The 17,374-nt window shown below is 70.3% G+C and carries 15 protein-coding genes; 8 read left to right on the forward strand and 7 right to left on the reverse strand.

Features of this window, described 5'->3' with window-relative positions; translation table 11 throughout:
- Positions 1-48: 48 nt before the first annotated feature.
- The 3 genes from BWO91_RS00440 to BWO91_RS00450 are packed head-to-tail and all read left to right on the forward strand — an operon-like array spanning position 49 to position 3,198.
- Entirely contained in the window at positions 49-1,014 is a 966-nt protein-coding gene (locus BWO91_RS00440) for a DMT family transporter (RefSeq protein WP_079000470.1), read from the forward strand.
- Between the two features lie 58 nt (positions 1,015-1,072).
- Positions 1,073-1,873, forward strand: coding sequence for a carbon-nitrogen hydrolase family protein (locus tag BWO91_RS00445; protein ID WP_079000472.1), 801 nt, complete (start codon positions 1,073-1,075; stop codon positions 1,871-1,873).
- The gene (locus BWO91_RS00450) at positions 1,870-3,198 is read left to right on the forward strand and encodes a M20/M25/M40 family metallo-hydrolase (protein WP_079000474.1); all 1,329 of its coding nucleotides are present in this window, start codon (positions 1,870-1,872) and stop codon (positions 3,196-3,198) included. The genes BWO91_RS00445 and BWO91_RS00450 overlap by 4 nt, the downstream gene beginning before the upstream one ends.
- A 107-nt stretch (positions 3,199-3,305) precedes the next feature.
- Here the strand turns inward: BWO91_RS00450 and BWO91_RS00455 are convergent, their stop codons facing one another.
- Positions 3,306-4,022, reverse strand: coding sequence for an NUDIX domain-containing protein (locus BWO91_RS00455; RefSeq protein ID WP_079000476.1), 717 nt, complete (start codon positions 4,020-4,022; stop codon positions 3,306-3,308).
- Positions 4,023-4,212: 190 nt separating this feature from the next.
- Between BWO91_RS00455 and BWO91_RS00460 the strand changes: the two genes are divergently transcribed.
- Positions 4,213-5,640 (forward strand): glycoside hydrolase family 30 protein, encoded by a 1,428-nt coding sequence (locus BWO91_RS00460; RefSeq protein WP_079000478.1) that lies wholly within the window; start codon positions 4,213-4,215, stop codon positions 5,638-5,640.
- Positions 5,641-5,723: 83 nt separating this feature from the next.
- Entirely contained in the window at positions 5,724-6,293 is a 570-nt protein-coding gene (locus tag BWO91_RS00465) for a dihydrofolate reductase family protein (RefSeq protein WP_079000480.1), read from the forward strand.
- Positions 6,294-6,490: 197 nt separating this feature from the next.
- On the opposite strand, the gene BWO91_RS00470 is transcribed toward BWO91_RS00465, so the two are convergent.
- From BWO91_RS00470 to BWO91_RS00480, 3 genes are read right to left on the reverse strand one after another with little or no spacing between them, the layout of a single operon-like run.
- Positions 6,491-7,663 carry an acetyl-CoA C-acyltransferase gene (locus BWO91_RS00470; protein WP_079000482.1) on the reverse strand — a complete coding sequence of 391 codons (1,173 nt, stop codon included), beginning with the start codon at positions 7,661-7,663 and terminating at the stop codon, positions 6,491-6,493.
- Positions 7,660-8,352, reverse strand: coding sequence for a 3-oxoacid CoA-transferase subunit B (locus tag BWO91_RS00475; RefSeq protein WP_175116649.1), 693 nt, complete (start codon positions 8,350-8,352; stop codon positions 7,660-7,662). Before BWO91_RS00475 ends, BWO91_RS00470 begins: the two co-directional genes overlap by 4 nt.
- A gap of 5 nt (positions 8,353-8,357) precedes the next feature.
- Positions 8,358-9,083 carry a CoA transferase subunit A gene (locus tag BWO91_RS00480; protein WP_064293955.1) on the reverse strand — a complete coding sequence of 242 codons (726 nt, stop codon included), beginning with the start codon at positions 9,081-9,083 and terminating at the stop codon, positions 8,358-8,360.
- Between the two features lie 196 nt (positions 9,084-9,279).
- Between BWO91_RS00480 and BWO91_RS00485 the strand changes: the two genes are divergently transcribed.
- Positions 9,280-10,029 carry an IclR family transcriptional regulator gene (locus tag BWO91_RS00485; RefSeq protein WP_079000484.1) on the forward strand — a complete coding sequence of 250 codons (750 nt, stop codon included), beginning with the start codon at positions 9,280-9,282 and terminating at the stop codon, positions 10,027-10,029.
- Positions 10,030-10,121: 92 nt separating this feature from the next.
- On the opposite strand, the gene BWO91_RS00490 is transcribed toward BWO91_RS00485, so the two are convergent.
- Positions 10,122-10,991: an aldo/keto reductase gene (locus BWO91_RS00490; protein WP_079000486.1), complete on the reverse strand. Its 870-nt coding sequence runs from the start codon at positions 10,989-10,991 to the stop codon at positions 10,122-10,124.
- 153 nt (positions 10,992-11,144) lie between these two features.
- Entirely contained in the window at positions 11,145-12,035 is an 891-nt protein-coding gene (locus tag BWO91_RS00495) for a LysR family transcriptional regulator (RefSeq protein ID WP_079003772.1), read from the reverse strand.
- Positions 12,036-12,124: 89 nt separating this feature from the next.
- On the opposite strand from BWO91_RS00495, the gene BWO91_RS00500 reads away from it, so the two are divergent.
- Positions 12,125-15,598 (forward strand): bifunctional proline dehydrogenase/L-glutamate gamma-semialdehyde dehydrogenase, encoded by a 3,474-nt coding sequence (locus tag BWO91_RS00500; protein ID WP_153303330.1) that lies wholly within the window; start codon positions 12,125-12,127, stop codon positions 15,596-15,598.
- 203 nt (positions 15,599-15,801) lie between these two features.
- On the opposite strand, the gene BWO91_RS00505 is transcribed toward BWO91_RS00500, so the two are convergent.
- A complete protein-coding gene (locus BWO91_RS00505; protein WP_079003773.1) occupies positions 15,802-16,806 on the reverse strand; it encodes an aldo/keto reductase in 1,005 nt (334 codons plus the stop codon).
- Between the two features lie 133 nt (positions 16,807-16,939).
- On the opposite strand from BWO91_RS00505, the gene BWO91_RS00510 reads away from it, so the two are divergent.
- Positions 16,940-17,371 carry an NUDIX hydrolase gene (locus BWO91_RS00510; protein ID WP_079000490.1) on the forward strand — a complete coding sequence of 144 codons (432 nt, stop codon included), beginning with the start codon at positions 16,940-16,942 and terminating at the stop codon, positions 17,369-17,371.
- Positions 17,372-17,374 lie beyond the last annotated feature (3 nt).

Consider the following 17,374-nt stretch of genomic DNA (forward strand, 5'->3'; position numbering starts at 1 on the left):
GCGTCGGCGGGTGATGCCAAGCTGAGTCGTCCGACCCGAGGGAGCACGATGAGCACCGCAGCACCGAACACCCGTGTCACCGCGCTCGTCGCACCAGGGTCCCGCAGGGTGCTCGGCGCCTATCTCGGCGCCGCACTCATCTGGGGTGCCAGCTTCCTCTTCATGAAGACGGGCCTCACCGGACTCGCACCGACGCAGGTCGCACTGTCCCGCGTGGTGCTCGGCGCCGTCACGCTCTGCATCATCATGCTCGTCACCCGACGCCGCTGGCCGCGGGAGCGTCGGCTCTGGGCGCACCTCGCCGTCGTCTCCGTCTTCCTCTGCGTCGCCCCGTTCCTCCTGTTCTCCTGGGCCGGACAGTTCCTGCCGTCCGGCCTGTCGAGCATCCTCAACGCGACCACGCCGATCATGACGCTCGCCGTCGGCGCCGTGTTCCTCCCGAAGGAGCGGCTGAACGGCCTGCAGGTGTTCGGTATCTTCGTCGGTGCCCTCGGCGTCGCGATCGTCGTCGGGCCCTGGCGCGTCCTGGCCGACCCGGCGATCCTCGAGTCCATCCCGGCGCAGCTCGCCTGTCTCGGGGCGACCCTCTGCTACGGCATCGCCTTCGTCTACCTCCGGAAGTTCGTCCTCGGCACCCACGGCTACGACGCGGTGGTCATCTCCGCCGTGGAGATCTCGCTCGCCGCCGTCATCATGCTCGTGCTCTCGCCGTTCATCGCGATGCAGCCGGTGTCGCTCGACGTCCCGGTCGTCCTCAGCATGCTCGCGCTGGGAGCGCTCGGTACCGGTGTCGCCTACATCTGGATGACGACGATCGTCGACTCCTGGGGTCCGACGGCGGCGTCCACCGTCACGTACCTCACACCCCTCGTCGGTGTCGTCCTCGGCATCCTCGTGCTCGGTGAGGTCCTGCACTGGAACGAGCCGGTGGGCGGCGTGATCGTCGTGCTCGGCATCCTCGTGAGCCAGGGCCGTCTCCGGCTCCGGCGGCGCACGCCCCCACTCTCGGCATAGGGTGGCTGGACGGCCGCGCGCTGACGGTCACGGCCCTTCCCACGGAACGAGGTTTCACATGCGCATCGCATCCGGGCAGTTCTCCGCCGGAACGGACATCGACGAGAACCTCGCCAGCGTGGTCGCCCTGCTCGGTGAGGCCGCAGCGGGCGGCGCCGAACTGCTCGTGCTGCCGGAGATGAGCAGCTACGCCACCTCGGAGCCGCCGAGCGCGCTCGCCGCGATCGCCCAGCCACTCGACGGCCCCTTCATCATGGGTGTCGCCGCCGCAGCCGCAGCGCGCTCCCTCCCGACGGTCGTCGGCACCATCGAGGAGAACCCCGGTGGGTTGCCTTACAACACGCTCGTGGTGATCGACGCCGAGGGCAACATCACCGCGACGTACCGGAAGGTGCACCTCTACGACGCCTTCGGGTACGCGGAGAGCGACGGCATCTCGGCCGGCGAGCTCACCGAACCGTTCATCCTCGAGCTCGGCGACCTCCGCATCGGGGCCTTCACCTGCTACGACCTCCGCTTCCCGGAGAGCGCGCGGCGCCTCATCGACGCCGGCGCCAACGTCATCCTGCTGCCCGCGATGTGGATCGTCGGCCCGGGCAAGGAGGACGCCTGGACGACCCTCGTCCGCGCCCGGGCCATCGAGAACACCGCCTACGTCGTGAGCGCCAACCAGACCGGCCCGCTCGCCACCGGCAACTCGATCATCGTCGACCCCGCCGGCGTCGTCATCGCCGCCGCCGGCGAGGCACCGGGCGTGGTCTTCGCCGAGCTCGATCCGGCGCGGCTCGACACCGTGCGGGCGCGGGTGCCCTCGCTCGCCAACCGCCGGTTCACCGTGGTCCCGCGGACCGCCGAATGAGCGTGGGCGAACGCGTGGGCGACCCGGTCGGTCTCTCGGAGGTCGTCTCCATCACGCGCGACCTCATCCGGATCGACACCTCGAACTACGGCGGCGGGCGTGCCGTCGGCGAGTCCCGCGCGGCGGACCTCGTCGAACGCCTGCTCGGTGAGGTCGGGATCGTGTGCGAGCGCTTCGAGGCAGAGCCTGGCAGGACGAACCTCGTCGCGCGATGGCCGGGTCGTGACCGCACGCTGCCCGGTCTGCTGCTGCACGGGCACCTCGACGTCGTCCCGGTCGACGCGGCCGCGTGGACGGTCGACCCGTTCGGCGGCGAGATCGCCGACGGCATGCTGTGGGGCCGCGGCGCCGTCGACATGAAGAACATGGTGGCGATGATCGTCGCGTCGGTCCGGCGCATGGTGACGGCGGGGGAGCAGCCCGAGCGCGACGTCGTCCTGGCGTTCTTCGCCGATGAGGAGGCCGGGTGCGTCCTCGGCTCGCAGTGGATGGTGGAGCACCACCCGGAGCAGTTCGCCGGCGTCCGCGACGCGATCAGCGAGGGCGGCGGGTACAGCGTCACCCTCGGCGAACGGGCCGACACCCGCGCGTACCTGCTCAACACCGGTGAGAAGGGCGTGCTCTGGTTGCGCCTGACCGCCCACGGTGCCGCCGGTCACGCCTCGCTCGCGAGCCAGGATTCGGCGATCGTGGAGCTCGCCGCCGCCGTCGGCCGGATCGGCGCGCTCGACTGGCCGGTGTCGTTCACCGAGACCACGACGCACCTGTTCCAGCGACTGCGCGAACTGACCGGAGCGTCCTCCGAGCTGTCGCCGTTCGAACTCGCCGCGCTCGTCGGTCCCAGCGCATCGCGGCTGCGCGCCGGTCTGCAGAACGTGGCGAACGTCACCATGATCACCGGCGGGTACAAGGAGAACGTGATCCCCGAGTCCGCGACCGCGACGGTCGACGCCCGGTTCCTGCCCGGCCAGCGGGACGAGGTCATCGCGCGCATCCGCGAGGCGGCGGGCGAGGGGGTCGACGTCGAGGTCCAGCTGGAGCTCATCGCGATGGAGTCGCCGAACGACGGTGAGCTCGTCTCGGTGATCGAAGCGGTCATCGAGCGGCACGATCCCGGTGCGACCGTGCTCCCGCACCTCATCCCCGGCGGCACCGACGCGAAGGCGCTCAGCCGACTCGGCATCACGGGGTACGGGTTCATCCCGCTGAGGTTGCCGGCGGACTTCGACTTCCCCGGGATGTTCCACGGTGTCGACGAACGTGTGCCGCTCGACGCGCTCGACTTCGGCTGCGCGGTGCTCACGGACGTCATCCGCTCGGTCTGACGGGCAGAGGACCGGGGGCCGACCGGTGTTCGGGTTCGCCGATCGGCCACCCGGGGTCGGGTGGCACGGGGTTCTGGCGAGCTCGGGGTCCGGGAGTCTCGGCGGTACTAGCGTGCGGGTGGTGCAGGCGGCACGGGCGTCGGTGCCGTCGCGAACGGGCCGGAGAGCCTCGCCCACTGCAGCAGCATGATGGTCTTCGCGTCAATGATGTCGTCGCCGATGCGCGCGATCGCGTCGTCGATGTCGAGTTCGAGGAGCTCGATCTCCTCGCCCTCCTCGGCGAGCCCGCCCCAATCGCCACGACGCGCAGCGGGGTCGTACTCGGCAGCATAGAAGTGCAGGCGTTCGGTCACGGAGCCGGGGCTCATGAAGGCGTCGAACACGTGCTGGACGGCCTCGACCGCGAACCCGGTCTCCTCGCGGGCCTCGCGGGCGACCGCTGTCTCGGGATCGTCGTCGTCGAGCAGGCCCGCGGCGGTCTCGATGAGCTCGCCGGTCGGGTGTCCGTTGACGTAGGCCGGGTAGCGGAACTGCCTGGTGAGCAGGACCTTCCGGGACTCGCCGTGGTAGAGCAGGATCGTCGCGCCGTTACCGCGGTCGTAGGTCTCGCGCTGCTGCGTCGACCAGGCGCCCGAGCGGTCCTGGACCCGCAGGGTCGTCCGGCGGAGGACGTGCCAGGCGGCGGCGACCAGTTCCACGTCGGTCACCTGGACGCGCGGGTTGCCGGTGAGGTCGAGGCCGGTCCGGTGCAGACCGGTGCGCCCGCGGGCGTCGGGCAGGTCTGCTCCGGGTTGCGGCTCCCGGACCGTCGTGGGATCGGCCATCCATCGAGTGTACGACCGCCTGCGAACCGCATACGAGCGGGCCGTCCCGGGCGGCGCCGCCCGGGAGAGCCCTGCTGCGCGACGCGCCCGATCGTGAATGGCGACCGGTCTTCGGTTTTCGTGGATTCTGCAACATACTGGTGGGAGCACCGGTCGCGGTCCTCGGAGGACCCCCGTCGAAAGGCACTCGATGACGAGCAGCATTCCCGCCAGCAGCCCCGTCGCCAGCGGAGGCGCCACGCCTTCAGTGCGGTCGGTCAGCTGGGTCGTGACCACCCAGGACGCACCCTGGCAGGAGCAGGAGCCCCTCGGGTTCGGACGACTCGCGGGGATGCCGAACGTCATGGTCGACGTGACGAACCCGCAGCAGACCGTCGACGGCATCGGCGGGTGTTTCAACGAACTCGGCTGGACCGCGCTCGGGCTCCTGTCCGAGGAGGACCGAGAGGGCATCCTGTCCGACCTCTTCACGCCGGGCGCGGGACTGAACCTCTCGCTCTGCCGCATGCCCGTCGGCGCCAACGACTTCTCCACCGACTGGTACTCCTACGACGAGGTCGACGGCGACTTCGACCTCGAGCACTTCAGCATCGACCACGATCGCGCGACGCTCGTCCCCTTCATCCAGGCGGCGCAGCGGTACCAGGGCGACCTGCGCCTCTGGGCGTCGCCGTGGAGCCCGCCCACCTGGATGAAGACGAACGGGCACTACGCGGCTGCGCGACCCTGGGCGGAGTCAGGCGTCGACAACGGCATCCGTGACGACCAGCTGGGCTCCGAGGGGACCGATCTCTTCATCCTCGAGGACCGCTACCTCGAGACCTACGCCCGGTACTTCGCCCGCTTCGTCGAGGCCTACGGCGAGGAGGGCATCCGGGTCGAGATGGTCATGCCGCAGAACGAGTTCAACTCGGCGCAGGTGTTCCCGAGCTGTGTGTGGACGGCCGAGGGGCTCGCTCGGTTCATCGCGGTCCTCGGGCCGGAGATGGACCGTCTCGGAGTGCGGGTCTTCCTCGGCACGCAGGAGCGGCCGCACGACGCGCAGATCGAGACCGTGCTCCGGGATCCGGCGGCCGGTCCCTGGGTCGCCGGAGTCGGATTCCAGTGGGCCGGCAAGGGCGCGATCGCCGCGGTGCATCACGCCCACCCGGACCTCGCGCTGTACCAGACCGAGCAGGAGTGCGGTGACGGCCGGAACGACTGGCGCTTCGTGCGGCACACCTGGGGACTCATGCGCCACTTCTTCACGAACGGCGCACAGGCCTACACGTACTGGAACCTCGCGCTCACCGAGGGAGGGGTCAGCCGCTGGGGCTGGGCGCAGAACTCGCTCGTCGTCGTGGATCCCGAGACCCGGGCCTTCCGCTACACGCACGAGTACTTCCTCATGCGGCACCTGGGGCACTTCCTGCAGCCGGGAGCGCAGCGGCTCGCAACGATGAGCTGGACCGGGCACGAGAACCTGCTCGCCTTCCGCAACCCGGACGGCGGCGTCGTGCTCGTGATGCAGAACGACCTCGGCGAGCCGCTCCCCGTCCAGATCGTGGTGGGCGACGACGTCATCACGCCGACCCTGCCGGCCGACTCCTTCGTGACGCTCGTGATCCCGCCCGCCTGACCGTCGGTGCCGGAGCCACCCCTTGTGGGCGGTCGCCTCTGCGGCCTAGCCTCTCGCGTACCGGCACCGGCGACGGAGGACACATGGGCAGGCTCATCTATTCGGCGATCAGCTCGCTCGACGGCTACCTCGCCGACGAGGAGGGCCGCTTCGACTGGAGCGCCCCGGATGCCGAGGTGCACGCCTTCGTGAACGAGCTCTCCCGGCCGATCGGCACCTACCTGTTCGGCCGACGCATGTACGAGATCATGACGTTCTGGGAGACGGCGGACGAGCTGCCGGACGAGCCTCGCGAGATCGCCGACTTCGCGGCTCTGTGGCTCGCGGCCGACAAGGTCGTGTACTCCACGTCGCTCGATGCGGTCTCGACGGCACGGACCACGCTCGAGCGATCGTTCGACCCGGAGGCCGTTCGCCGGTGGAAGGCGGAATCGGACCGCGACCTCAGCGTCGGCGGCCCACACCTCGCAGCCGAGGCGATGGCAGCGGGGCTCGTCGACGAGGTGCAGCTGTTCCTCTCACCGGTGATCGTCGGTGGCGGCTTGCGTGCGCTGCCGGCCAACCTCCGTCGACGCCTGGAACTCGTCGACGAGCGTCGCTTCGAGGCCGGCGTCGTCCACCTCCGCTACACCGTCACCGGCGAGCCCGTCTGAGTCGGCAGCGCGGCCAGCTCGTCTCGCGCACAACTCCTGCTCCTCTGAGGCGGTGATCCCCGCCCGTGCGCACAACTCCTGCTTGGAGCCGCGCGGCTCACCCGACACGCCGGGGCGTGCCGCGACGCGGCGTGATCAGCAGGAGTTGCGCACGGGCGGGGATCGGCGCCGAGCGTCCAGCAGGAGTTACGGACAGGTCAGACGGCCTCGAGGATGATCGCGGAGCCCTGGCCGCCACCACCGCAGATACCGGCGGCGCCGATCGAACCGGGGCCGGCGGCGGCGAGACGACGGGCGAGGTGGCCGACGACCCGCGTACCGGAAGCGCCGATCGGGTGACCGAGGGCGATCGCGCCGCCGTTCGCGTTCACGATCGCGGGATCCACGCCGAGCTCGTTCGTGGAGTGGACCGACACGGCGGCGAACGCCTCGTTGATCTCGACCGCTGCGAGGTCGCCCGTCGTGCGGGAGGTCTTCGCGAGGGCTGCGACGATCGCGTTCGATGGCTGGGCGTGCAGGCTGACGTCGGGTCCGGCGACGAGCGCGTGCGCGACGACGCGTGCGATCGGGGTGAGTCCCCGGGCCGCAGCGGCTTCCTCGCTCATGAGCACGACCGCGGCCGCTCCGTCGGTGATCTGGGAGGAGTTGCCCGCGGTGATCGTCCCCTCGCCGCCGAACGCGGGACGCAGCCCGGCCAGCGACTCGGCCGTGGTGTCGGCGCGGAGTCCGTCGTCGGCGCTCACGACGGTCGGACCCTTGCGACCAGGCACGGAGAAGGGTTCGATCTCCTCGGCCTGGACGTCCGCAGCTGCTGCGAGCCGCTGGTGCGACCCGGCCGCCCAGGCGTCCTGCTCCGGGCGTGCGATGCCGAGCGGGCCGTTGCGCTCCTCGGTGGACGAACCCATCGACCGGTGCTCGAACGCATCGGTCAGGCCGTCGTGGTCGAGGGTGTCGACGAGCTCGATGGCGCCGTAGCGCTTGCCGGCGCGCGAGCCCGACCAGGCGTGCGGGGCGAGGCTCATCGACTCCTGGCCGAGCGCGACGACGACGTCGACCTCGCCGGCGTCGATGAGACGCGTGCCGGTGACGATCGCCTCCATGCCGGAGAGGCACACGGCGTTGACGGTGATGGCGGGGACGGTGAAGGGGATGTCGGCCCCGACGGCGGACTGCCGGGCGGGGTTCTGGCCGGCGGCGCCCTGCAACACCTGGCCGGCGATGACCTGCTGGACGTCGGCGGCGTCGACCCCCGCCCGGGACAGGGCTGCGCGGATGGCGTGGGCGCCGAGCTCGGTGGCGGGTACGGACGCGAACGCCCCGTTGAACTTCACGAACGGGGTGCGGGCGTACCCGACGATGACGGTGCTCATGCGTGTGCCTCCTGAGGCGTGGCGGGTGCGGTCGGCACCTCGCCGGTGGTGGTGGGGTCGAGTTCGACGGAGAACTCCGCGCCCGTCAGGGTGCGCAGCTCGGCGACGCTCGTGTCGGGCGCGAAGGCCCGCAGGACGAGCGCCCCCTCGACGATATCGAAGACGGCGCGGTCGCTGATGATGCGGTCGACGACACCGACGCCGGTGAGCGGGAGATCGCACCGCTCGACGATCTTCGGGCTGCCGTCCTTCGCGACGTGCTCGGTGACGACCACCACCCGCGGTGTCCCGGCGACGAGGTCCATCGCGCCGCCCATGCCTTTGACGAGCTTGCCCGGGATCGTCCAGTTCGCGAGGTCGCCGGCACCCGAGACCTGGAGCGCACCGAGGATGGCCAGCTGCACGTGGCCGCCGCGGATCATGCCGAACGAGGTCGCCGAGTCGAAGTAGCTCCCGCCCTCGAGGAGCGTGACCGTCTGCTTCCCGGCGTTGATGAGGTCGGCGTCCTCCTCGCCCTCGATCGGGAACGGACCCATGCCGAGCAGGCCGTTCTCGCTCTGGAGCGTGACGTGGACCCCCGGCGGGACGTGGTTCGCGACGAGCGTCGGGATGCCGATGCCGAGGTTCACGTACTCGCCGTCGCGGAGTTCGGTCGCCGCGATCGCGGCCATGTCGTCTCTCGTCCACATGATGATCAGGCTCCTGCCGGTGTCGTGGTGGCGGCCGCCGGGCGGACGGTGCGCTGTTCGATGTCCTTCACCCGCGGCGTCGCCGTGACGAGCCGCTGGACGAAGATGCCGGGGGTGACGACGCTGTTCGGGTCGAGGTAGCCGTCCTCGACGACCTCCTCGGCCTCGGCGATCGTCAGCCGGCCGGCGGTCGCGACGATCGGGTTGAAGTTCCGCGCGGTGTGCCGGAAGACGAGGTTGCCCTCGCGATCGGCGCGGAACGCGTGGACGAGGGCCACGTCGGCGACGATGCCGCGCTCGAGGACGTAGGTCTCCCCGTCGAACACCTCCGTCGGCTTGCCCTCGGCGACCGGGGTGCCGACGCCGGTCTTCGTGTAGAACCCGGCGATACCGGCGCCGCCCGCGCGCAGCCGCTCGGCGAGCGTGCCCTGCGGGGTGAACTCGACCTCGAGCTCGCCGTCGAGGAACTGCTTGGCGAAGAGCTTGTTCTCGCCCACGTACGACGCGACGACCTTCCGCACCTGACGGTTCTCGAGGAGGATGCCGAGGCCTTTGCCGTCGACGCCCATGTTGTTGGAGACGATCGTGAGGTCGGTGGCACCCGTGTCCCGCAAAGCCTCGATGAGGTCGGTCGGGTTGCCGCTCAGGCCGAACCCGCCGACCGCGATGGTCGCTCCGTCCCGGACGACCTCGTGCAGCGCCTCGGCGGCGCTCGACCAGTGTTTCGTCATGTCACTCCCTTGTGGATGGCGGGCCGACTTGACCACATGGTGGTTCCAGCCGATCGTCTCTCCAGTAGTCAGTCACAGCCGTCCTGCGGTGTCAAAGGTGGCATCGGGCCCGATCCCGGATTCGCTCATGACGTGGTCCCGGCTGCGGCGTAGGCTCACCATGTGGACAAGGTGATGGTGCGACGTGGCTGAGGGGATGCGCGGCGCCCAGGTCGTCTCGCGCGTGAGTCGGATCCTCAAGATCGTGTCGGAGCATCCCGGCGGGGCGTCGTCTTCGGCGGTGGCCGCGGCCGCCGGGCTCACACGACCGACGGCGCACCGCCTGCTCGCCTCGCTCGCTGCCGAGGGCTTCCTCGACCACGACGTCCGCGCCGCCCGGTGGCACCTCGGTCCGGAGCTGTTCCTCCTCGGATCGCTCGCGGCGGAGCGGTACGACGTCGCGGAGCTCGCCCGGGAGAGCGTGCGGATCCTCGCGCACGAGAGCGGCGAAAGCGCCTTCCTGTCGGTGCGCCGTGGCTTCGAGACCGTGTGTCTGTTGCGCGAGGAGGGGAGTTTCCCAGTGCGGTCGTTCGTGCTGGCGGAGGGGGTCCGCTTCCCGCTGGGGGTCGCGTCGGCAGGACTGGCGATCCTCGCGTTCTCCAGCGACGGGGAGATCGACGACTACCTGGGTCGCGTCGACCTCGACGAGCGGTGGGGCGAGGCCCACGCCGCCGATCGCGTGCGCGAGCGGATCCGTGAGACGCGCGAGCGCGGGTACGCCGTGAACCCGGCGCTCATCCTCGAAGGCAGCTGGGGCATGGGTGCAGCGGTCTTCGATGCGGCGGGGAAGCCCGCCTGGGCGCTCAGTCTCACCGGGATCGAGTCCCGGTTCCGGCCTGAGCGCCAGGCCTTCCTCGGTGGCCTGCTGCTGGAGCAGGCACACGAGCTGTCGAAGCGCCTCCGCTGAGGCGGGCGGTCGGTCCCTGCACTGCGCTGCACTTCGACAGGCTCAGTGACCGGCGGTCCGGTCCCTGAGCCTGTCGAAGGGTGGTGGGAGCACTACTCCGAGACGGCGGACAGCTCCTCGAACTCGTCGTCGGTGAGCTCGATCGTCGCGCCCTGCAGGTTGTCCTCGAGGTGCTCGATGCTCGACGTCCCCGGGATCGGGAGCATGACGGGCGAGCGCTTGAGCAGCCAGGCCAGCGCGAGCTGCGACGGGGTCGCGTCGTGTCGCTCGGCGAGCTGCGTGAGCGGGCCGTCCTCCTTGCTGAGCGCGCCGGTCGCGAGCGGGAACCACGGGATGAAGGCGACGCCGTGCTCCGTCGACCAGTCGAGGAGGTCCTCCGAGGAGCGGTCGGTGAGGTTGTAGAGGTTCTGCACCGACGCGATCGGAGCGATCTGCTGGGCCGCCTCGACCTCGGCGACGCTGACCTGGCTGAGGCCGATGTGCCGGATCTTGCCCTCGTCCTGCAGCTTGCGCAGTTCGCCGATCTGGTCCTCGAACGGCACGGTCGGGTCGATCCGGTGCAACTGCAGGAGGTCGATGCGGTCGACGGCGAGGCGGCGGAGGCCGAGCTCGACCTGCTGGCGGAGGTAGGCGGGCACGCCGGTGGGCGTCCACTCGCCGGGACCCTGTCGCGTCTGGCCGACCTTCGTCGCGATCACGATGTCGTCGTAGGGGTGCAGGGCCTCGCGGAGGAGGGTGTCGGTGACGTCGGGGCCGTAGGCGTCGGCGCTGTCGAAGAAGTTCACGCCGAGCTCGGCGGCGCGCTTGATCAGGCGGATGGCGCCATCGCGGTCGTCGGGCTCGCCCCAGACACCCTCGCCGGTCAGCTGCATCGTGCCGTAGCCGAGTCGGTTGACGGTGAGGTCGCCGCCGAGCGAGAAGGTGCCGGCGGCGGTTGCGGGGCGTGTGGTGGTGTCGGTCATGCGGGTGCTCCTTCGGAGGAATGCGGAAATTCCAGCCAAGCACCGGCGGCTGGGAGGCGCACCCCCCTTGCGTTCGGTCCCCGAGCCTGTCGAAGGGACCGGCCGGTGTTACTCAGGGACCGCCCTTCGACAGGCTCAGGGACCGGGGATGGGTCAGGCCGCTGCGTCCTCGAGGGCGGCGCGGAAGGCGACGATCGCCGGGCGGGTGACGCCGGCCTCGCGCGCGGAGGTGAAGATGGTGCGTCGCGGGAGGTCGGGCAGGTCGACGAGGCGACAGCTGGCCGGTTCGCCCGCCCACTGGAGGTCGGGGATGAGGGCGACCGCGTTGCCGGACTCGATCAACCGGATCTGCGCCTGGAGGTCGGCGGTCTGGTAGCGGACGTCGGGCTCGAACCCCGCGCGGCGGCACAACTGCTCGGCGAAGTGTCGCGACGCCGCTCCGTGCGGCTCCATCACCCAGGGGAGGTCGGCCGCGTCCTCGATGCGCAGGACCGGGTGGATCTCGTTCGCGACCGGCGGGCACGCGAGTCGGATGGGGTCGGTGGCGAGCTGACGGCGGTCGAGTCCGGGGTGCCGCGGGGCGGCGTGGGCGGGATACTGCTCCGCGACGACGACGTCGAAGTCGCGCGCCCATGTCTCGGCCAGCGCCGTCTCCGGTTCGTGCTGCACCATCTCGACGCGGACGTCCGGGTGGTCGCGGCGCATGGCGCTGAGGGCCGCCGGCATGAGCGCGAGCGCCGCCGACTGGAAGACCGCGACACGGATGGTGCCCGACACGGTCGTGAGGGACGCCCCGAGGTCGGCTTCTGCGCGCTCGAGCGTGTCGAGGAGGGCATCCGTGTGTCCCACGAGGATCTCGGCCTGCGGGGTGAGCTGCACCCGTCGACCGACCTTCCGCAGGAGCTCGACACCGGTCTCCTGCTCGAGGACGGAGAGCTGCTGCGACACGGAGGAGGGGCTGAAGTTGAGGGCTGCGGCGACCTCGGCGATCGTCCCGCGGATCTTGAGTTCGCGCAGCAGGCGAAGCCGTCGGACGTCCAGCACGGTGCCCTCCAAAACCATCGGCTCAACCGATGGATATCGTTCGAAAACCTTCGCTGTATCTTATTGGTCCCGACGCCGATACTGGCACCATGACCGACACTCTTGCATCGACGCAGCAGCTCGACCGCGACGCCCTCGCCACCGAGGCCATCGCCCTCGTCCGCCGCTGGCTCCAGACGGCCTCGACGATCCCCGCCGACGCCTCCGCGCAGCAGCTCGCCGGTGTGTTGAAGGACCCGACCGGCCTCGAGTTCACGGTCGGCTTCGTCGACGGCGTCGTGCGTCCGGAGGACCTCCGCGTCGCGGCCCGCACCCTGCAGACCATCGCCCCGAAGGTGCCCGCGTTCCTCCCTTGGTACTTGAAGGCAGCCGTCCGCTGCGGCGGTGCGTTCGCCCCGATCCTGCCCGGCGTCGTCATCCCGATCTCCCGCAAGGTGCTCCGCAACATGGTCGGCCACCTCGTCGTCGACGCCACCGATAAGAAGCTCGGCCCCGCGATCGCGAAGATCAAGACGCCCGGCACCCGGCTCAACGTCAACCTGCTCGGCGAGGCCGTCCTCGGCACGGGTGAAGCCGCGCGTCGTCTCGAGGGCACGCACAAGCTGCTCGCGCGCCCCGACGTCGACTACGTGTCGATCAAGGTGTCTTCGACCGTCAGCCCCCACTCGGTCTGGGCGTTCGACGAAGCCGTCGAGCACGTGGTCACGAGCCTGACCCCGCTGTTCGAGCGTGCCGCCAAGGCCACACCTGCGAAGTTCATCAACCTCGACATGGAGGAGTACAAGGACCTCGACCTCACCATCGCGGTCTTCACCAAGCTCCTCGACCTCCCGCAGTTCCGCGACCTCGAGGCCGGGATCGTGCTGCAGGCCTACCTGCCCGACGCGCTCTCCGCGATGATCCGTCTCCAGGAGTGGTCGGCCGGTCGTCGTGCCGCGGGCGGCGCCGGCATCAAGGTGCGCATCGTCAAGGGCGCCAACCTCCCCATGGAGCAGGTCGAGTCGTCCCTCCACGACTGGCCGCTCGCCACCTGGTCCACCAAGCAGGACTCCGACACCAACTACAAGCGCGTCGTCGAGTACGCCCTGCACCCCGACCGCATCGACAACGTGCGCATCGGGGTCGCCGGCCACAACCTCTTCGACATCGCCTTCGCCTGGCTGCTCGCCAAGCAGCGGGGCGTCGAGCGCGGCGTCGAGTTCGAGATGCTGCTCGGCATGGCCCAGGGCCAGGCCGAGGCCGTGAAGCGCGACGTCGGCGAGCTCCTGCTCTACACGCCGGTCGTGCACCCGCAGGAGTTCGACGTCGCCATCGCGTACCTCATCCGCCGCCTGGAGGAGGGCGCGAGCCAGGACAACTTCATGTCCGCCGTGTTCGAGCTGAGTGAGAACGAGACCCTCTTCGCCCGTGAGCAGCAGCGGTTCCTCGCGTCGCTCGCGGAGCTTGACACCACCGTCCCTGCGCCGAACCGGCAGCAGGACCGCACGAAGGCCGCCGAGGCCTCGCCGGTGGACGCGTTCGAGAACACCCCCGACACCGACCCGTCGCTCCCCGCGAACCGCGTCTGGGGACGCGACATCCTCACCCGCGTCGCCGAGTCGCGGCTCGGGAACGACACCGTCGCCGCGTCCATCCTCGACAGCGTCGAAGCCCTCGACGCCGTCATCGACGGGGCGACCGCAGCGGGCGCCTCGTGGGGGTCGCTCTCCGGCGCCGAGCGTGCGGTCATCCTGCACCGCGCCGGCGACGTCCTCGAGCAGCGTCGCGCCGACCTCATGGAGGTCATGGCGTCCGAGACCGGCAAGACCCTCGACCAGTCCGACCCCGAGGTGTCGGAGGCGATCGACTTCGCCCACTACTACGCCGAGCGCGCGCGCGAGCTCGACCACGTGGACGGCGCGACCTTCACCCCCGCGAAGCTCACCGTCGTCACCCCGCCGTGGAACTTCCCCGTCGCCATCCCCGCCGGCTCGACCCTCGCGGCGCTCGCCGCCGGATCGCCCGTCATCATCAAGCCCGCCCGTCAGGCTCGCCGCAGCGGTGCCGTCATGATCGAGGCGCTGTGGGAGGCCGGTGTGCCGCGCGAGGTGCTCCGCTTCGCCCAGCTGGCCGACAACTCGCTCGGTGAGCGCCTGATCGCCCACCCGGCGGTGGAGCGCGTCATCCTCACCGGTGGCTACGAGACGGCAGAGCTGTTCCGCTCCTTCCGCCCCGAGCTGCCACTCCTGGCCGAGACGTCGGGGAAGAACGCGATCATCGTCACCCCGAGCGCCGACCTCGACCTCGCGGTGAAGGACGTCGTCGCGTCGGCCTTCGGTCACGCCGGCCAGAAGTGCTCGGCCGCGTCACTCGTGATCCTCGTCGGTTCGGTCGCCTCCTCGCGCCGCTTCCGTCACCAGCTCGTCGACGCCGTCACGTCGCTGAAGGTCGGCTACCCGGTCGACCCGACCACGCAGATGGGCCCGATCATCGAGCCGGCGAAGGGCAAGCTGCTCGGCGGCCTGACGACGCTCGGCACCGGTGAGTCGTGGCTCGTCGAGCCGAAGCAGCTCGACGACAGCGGCAAGCTGTGGAGCCCAGGCGTCCGTGCGGGCGTCGCGCGCGGCTCCGAGTACCACCTCACCGAGTACTTCGGCCCGATCCTCGGGATCATGACGGCCGAGACCCTCGAGGAGGCCATCGCGATCCAGAACGAGATCGACTACGGCCTCACCGCCGGGCTGCACTCCCTGAACCCGGCCGAGCTGCGCCTGTGGCTCGACGGCATCCAGGCGGGCAACCTGTACGTGAACCGCGGGATCACCGGCGCGATCGTGCAGCGTCAGCCGTTCGGTGGTTGGAAGAAGTCCGCGGTCGGCGCGGGCACGAAGGCCGGTGGCCCGAACTACCTCATCGGCCTCGGCTCGTGGTCGAGCGCCGAGAGCACGGCTGAGCGCACCGTCGGTCGGTCGGCGGAGCGCCGTGGCCCGAAGCCCGCCGTCGCCTCGTTGCTGCGCGCCGCTGACGCGGTGCTCACCGCCGACGAGTTCGCGTTCCTGCGTCGGTCTGTCGCGAGCGACGCTGCCGCGTGGGCGGACGAGTTCGGGGTCGCGAAGGATGTCTCGAAGCTGACCGCCGAGCGCAACGTGTTCCGGTACGTGCCTCGTGAGGTCCACGTGCGTCTCGTGGACGGCGGTTCGGTCGCGGAGCTCCTCCGCGTCGTCGCCGCCGGTGCGACCGCAGGCGCGACCGTGCACGTGTCGTCCGCCGTCGCGCTGCCGCCGAAGCTCGTCCCGGCCGTCGAGGCCATCGCCGGTGGGATCACCGTCGAGAGCGAGGACCGCTGGTACGTGACCGCCGCCTCACTCGTCGGGACGAAGGCCGGCGCGCGCGTCCGGATCATCGGCGGGACGACCGAGGGTGTCGCCCACGCGACCTCCGGCAGCCCCGACGTCGCGATCTACGCGGGCGACGTCACCGAGGCCGGCCGCATCGAGCTGCTGCCGTTCCTCCAGGAGCAGGCGGTCTCGATCACGGCGCATCGCTTCGGCACGCCGAACCACCTCTCGGACGACCTCATCTGACCCGACTCCGCGCGGTTCACAACGCAGGAACGCCCCGGCGTGTCATCCCGACACACCGGGGCGTTCTGTATGCCGCGCCGATGTCTTCCTGAGTTGTAAACCTGTCTCAGGAGAACCCCGACGTGTCGGGTGGGTGCGGGGGCGACGCGCCGGAGCTTTCCTGAGTCGGGGACAGAGCGGGGGATCGATCGAAGGAGCGGTGGCTAGCGCAGGGTGCCGTGGACGGCGAACTCGTCGATGCGCGCGAGTTCGGCGTCGTCGAAGTCCAGGCGGTGGATCGCCGCGTAGTTGCCCTCGAGCTGCTCGACCGAGCTGGCACCGATGATCGCGGACGTGACCGTGTCGCGACGCAGTACCCACGAGAGCGCCAGCTGCGCGAGGGTCTGGCCGCGTTCCTCGGCGATCGCCTGCAGGCCGCGGGCGCGCTCGAGGTAGGTGCCCGTGATCGACTCCTCGTTGAGGAAGTGGCTCGTCGCCGCACGCGAGTCCGACGGGACCGTTCCACCGAGGTAGCGATCGGTCAGCATGCCCTGCGCGAGGGGGCTGAACACGACGGCACCGAGACCGAGGTCGTCGAGGGTGTCGAGCAGGCCGTCCTCGACCTCACGGGAGAACATCGAGTAGCGGGGCTGGTGCACGAGCAGCGGGACACCGTGCTCACGCAGCGCGGCCACCGCGGCGATGGTCTGCTCGGGGGAGTAGTTCGAGATGCCGGCGTACAGCGCCTTGCCCTGCTTGACCGCCGTCGCGAGCGCACCCATCGTCTCCTCGATCGGGGTCTCCGGGTCGGGGCGGTGCGAGTAGAAGACGTCGACGTACTCGACACCGATACGGCCGAGGCTCTGGTCGAGCGACGACAGCATGGTCTTGCGCGAGCCCCACTCGCCGTAAGGACCCTGCCACATGTAGTAGCCGGCCTTCGAGGTGATGATGATCTCGTCACGGTGGGCGGCGAGGTCCTCGGCGAAGATGCGGCCGAAGGCGGTCTCGGCGGAACCCGCGGGCGGGCCGTAGTTGTTGGCGAGGTCGAAGTGGGTGATCCCGAGGTCGAAGGCGCGGCGCACGATGGCCCGCTGGACCTCGATGCTGCGGCCTTCGCCGAAGTTGTGCCAGAGACCGAGGGACAGCGCGGGGAGGCGCAGTCCGCTGCGGCCCACGCGGCGGTAGGTCATGTCGTCGTAACGGGTTTCGGCTGCTTCGTAGGGCATGGTCTGCGCTTTCATCATCGAATCGTCATGGTGCCGGGAGCAAGCGTACCGTGATCGTTCACGGCCGGGCCGGTGCGGCGTCGAGTAGCGTGAGCACGTGTCGTCCACCACGCTTCCACCCGCTGGAGAGCCAATGCCGCACCCGCGCTCCGGATGCGGGGTCGCGATCGTCCGCGAGGGTCGGATCCTCCTGCTCGAGCGCCTCCGCGAGCCCGAGGCCGGTTCCTGGGGCATCCCCGGTGGGAAGGTCGACTGGATGGAGCGCCTCGAGGACGCCGTCCGCAGGGAGACCCTGGAAGAGACCGGGCTCGAGCTCGGCTCGATCGAGCTGTTGTGCGTCGTCGACCATTTCGAGCAGGCGCTGCACCAACACTGGATCTCGCCGGTGTACCTCGCGGAGGACACCGTGGGCGAGCCCGAACTCCGAGAGCCGGAGAAGCACGGCGGTCTCCGGTGGTTCCCGCTCGACGCGTTGCCGGAACGGGTGACCGTGTCGACGGTGGCGGCGGTCGAGGCGATCGCGCGGTCTCGGGAATCCAGGCGCCCGGGCGGCGCCCACTCGTAGACT

This window comes from Plantibacter flavus, assembly GCF_002024505.1.
GTDB classification, from domain to species: domain Bacteria; phylum Actinomycetota; class Actinomycetes; order Actinomycetales; family Microbacteriaceae; genus Plantibacter; species Plantibacter flavus_A.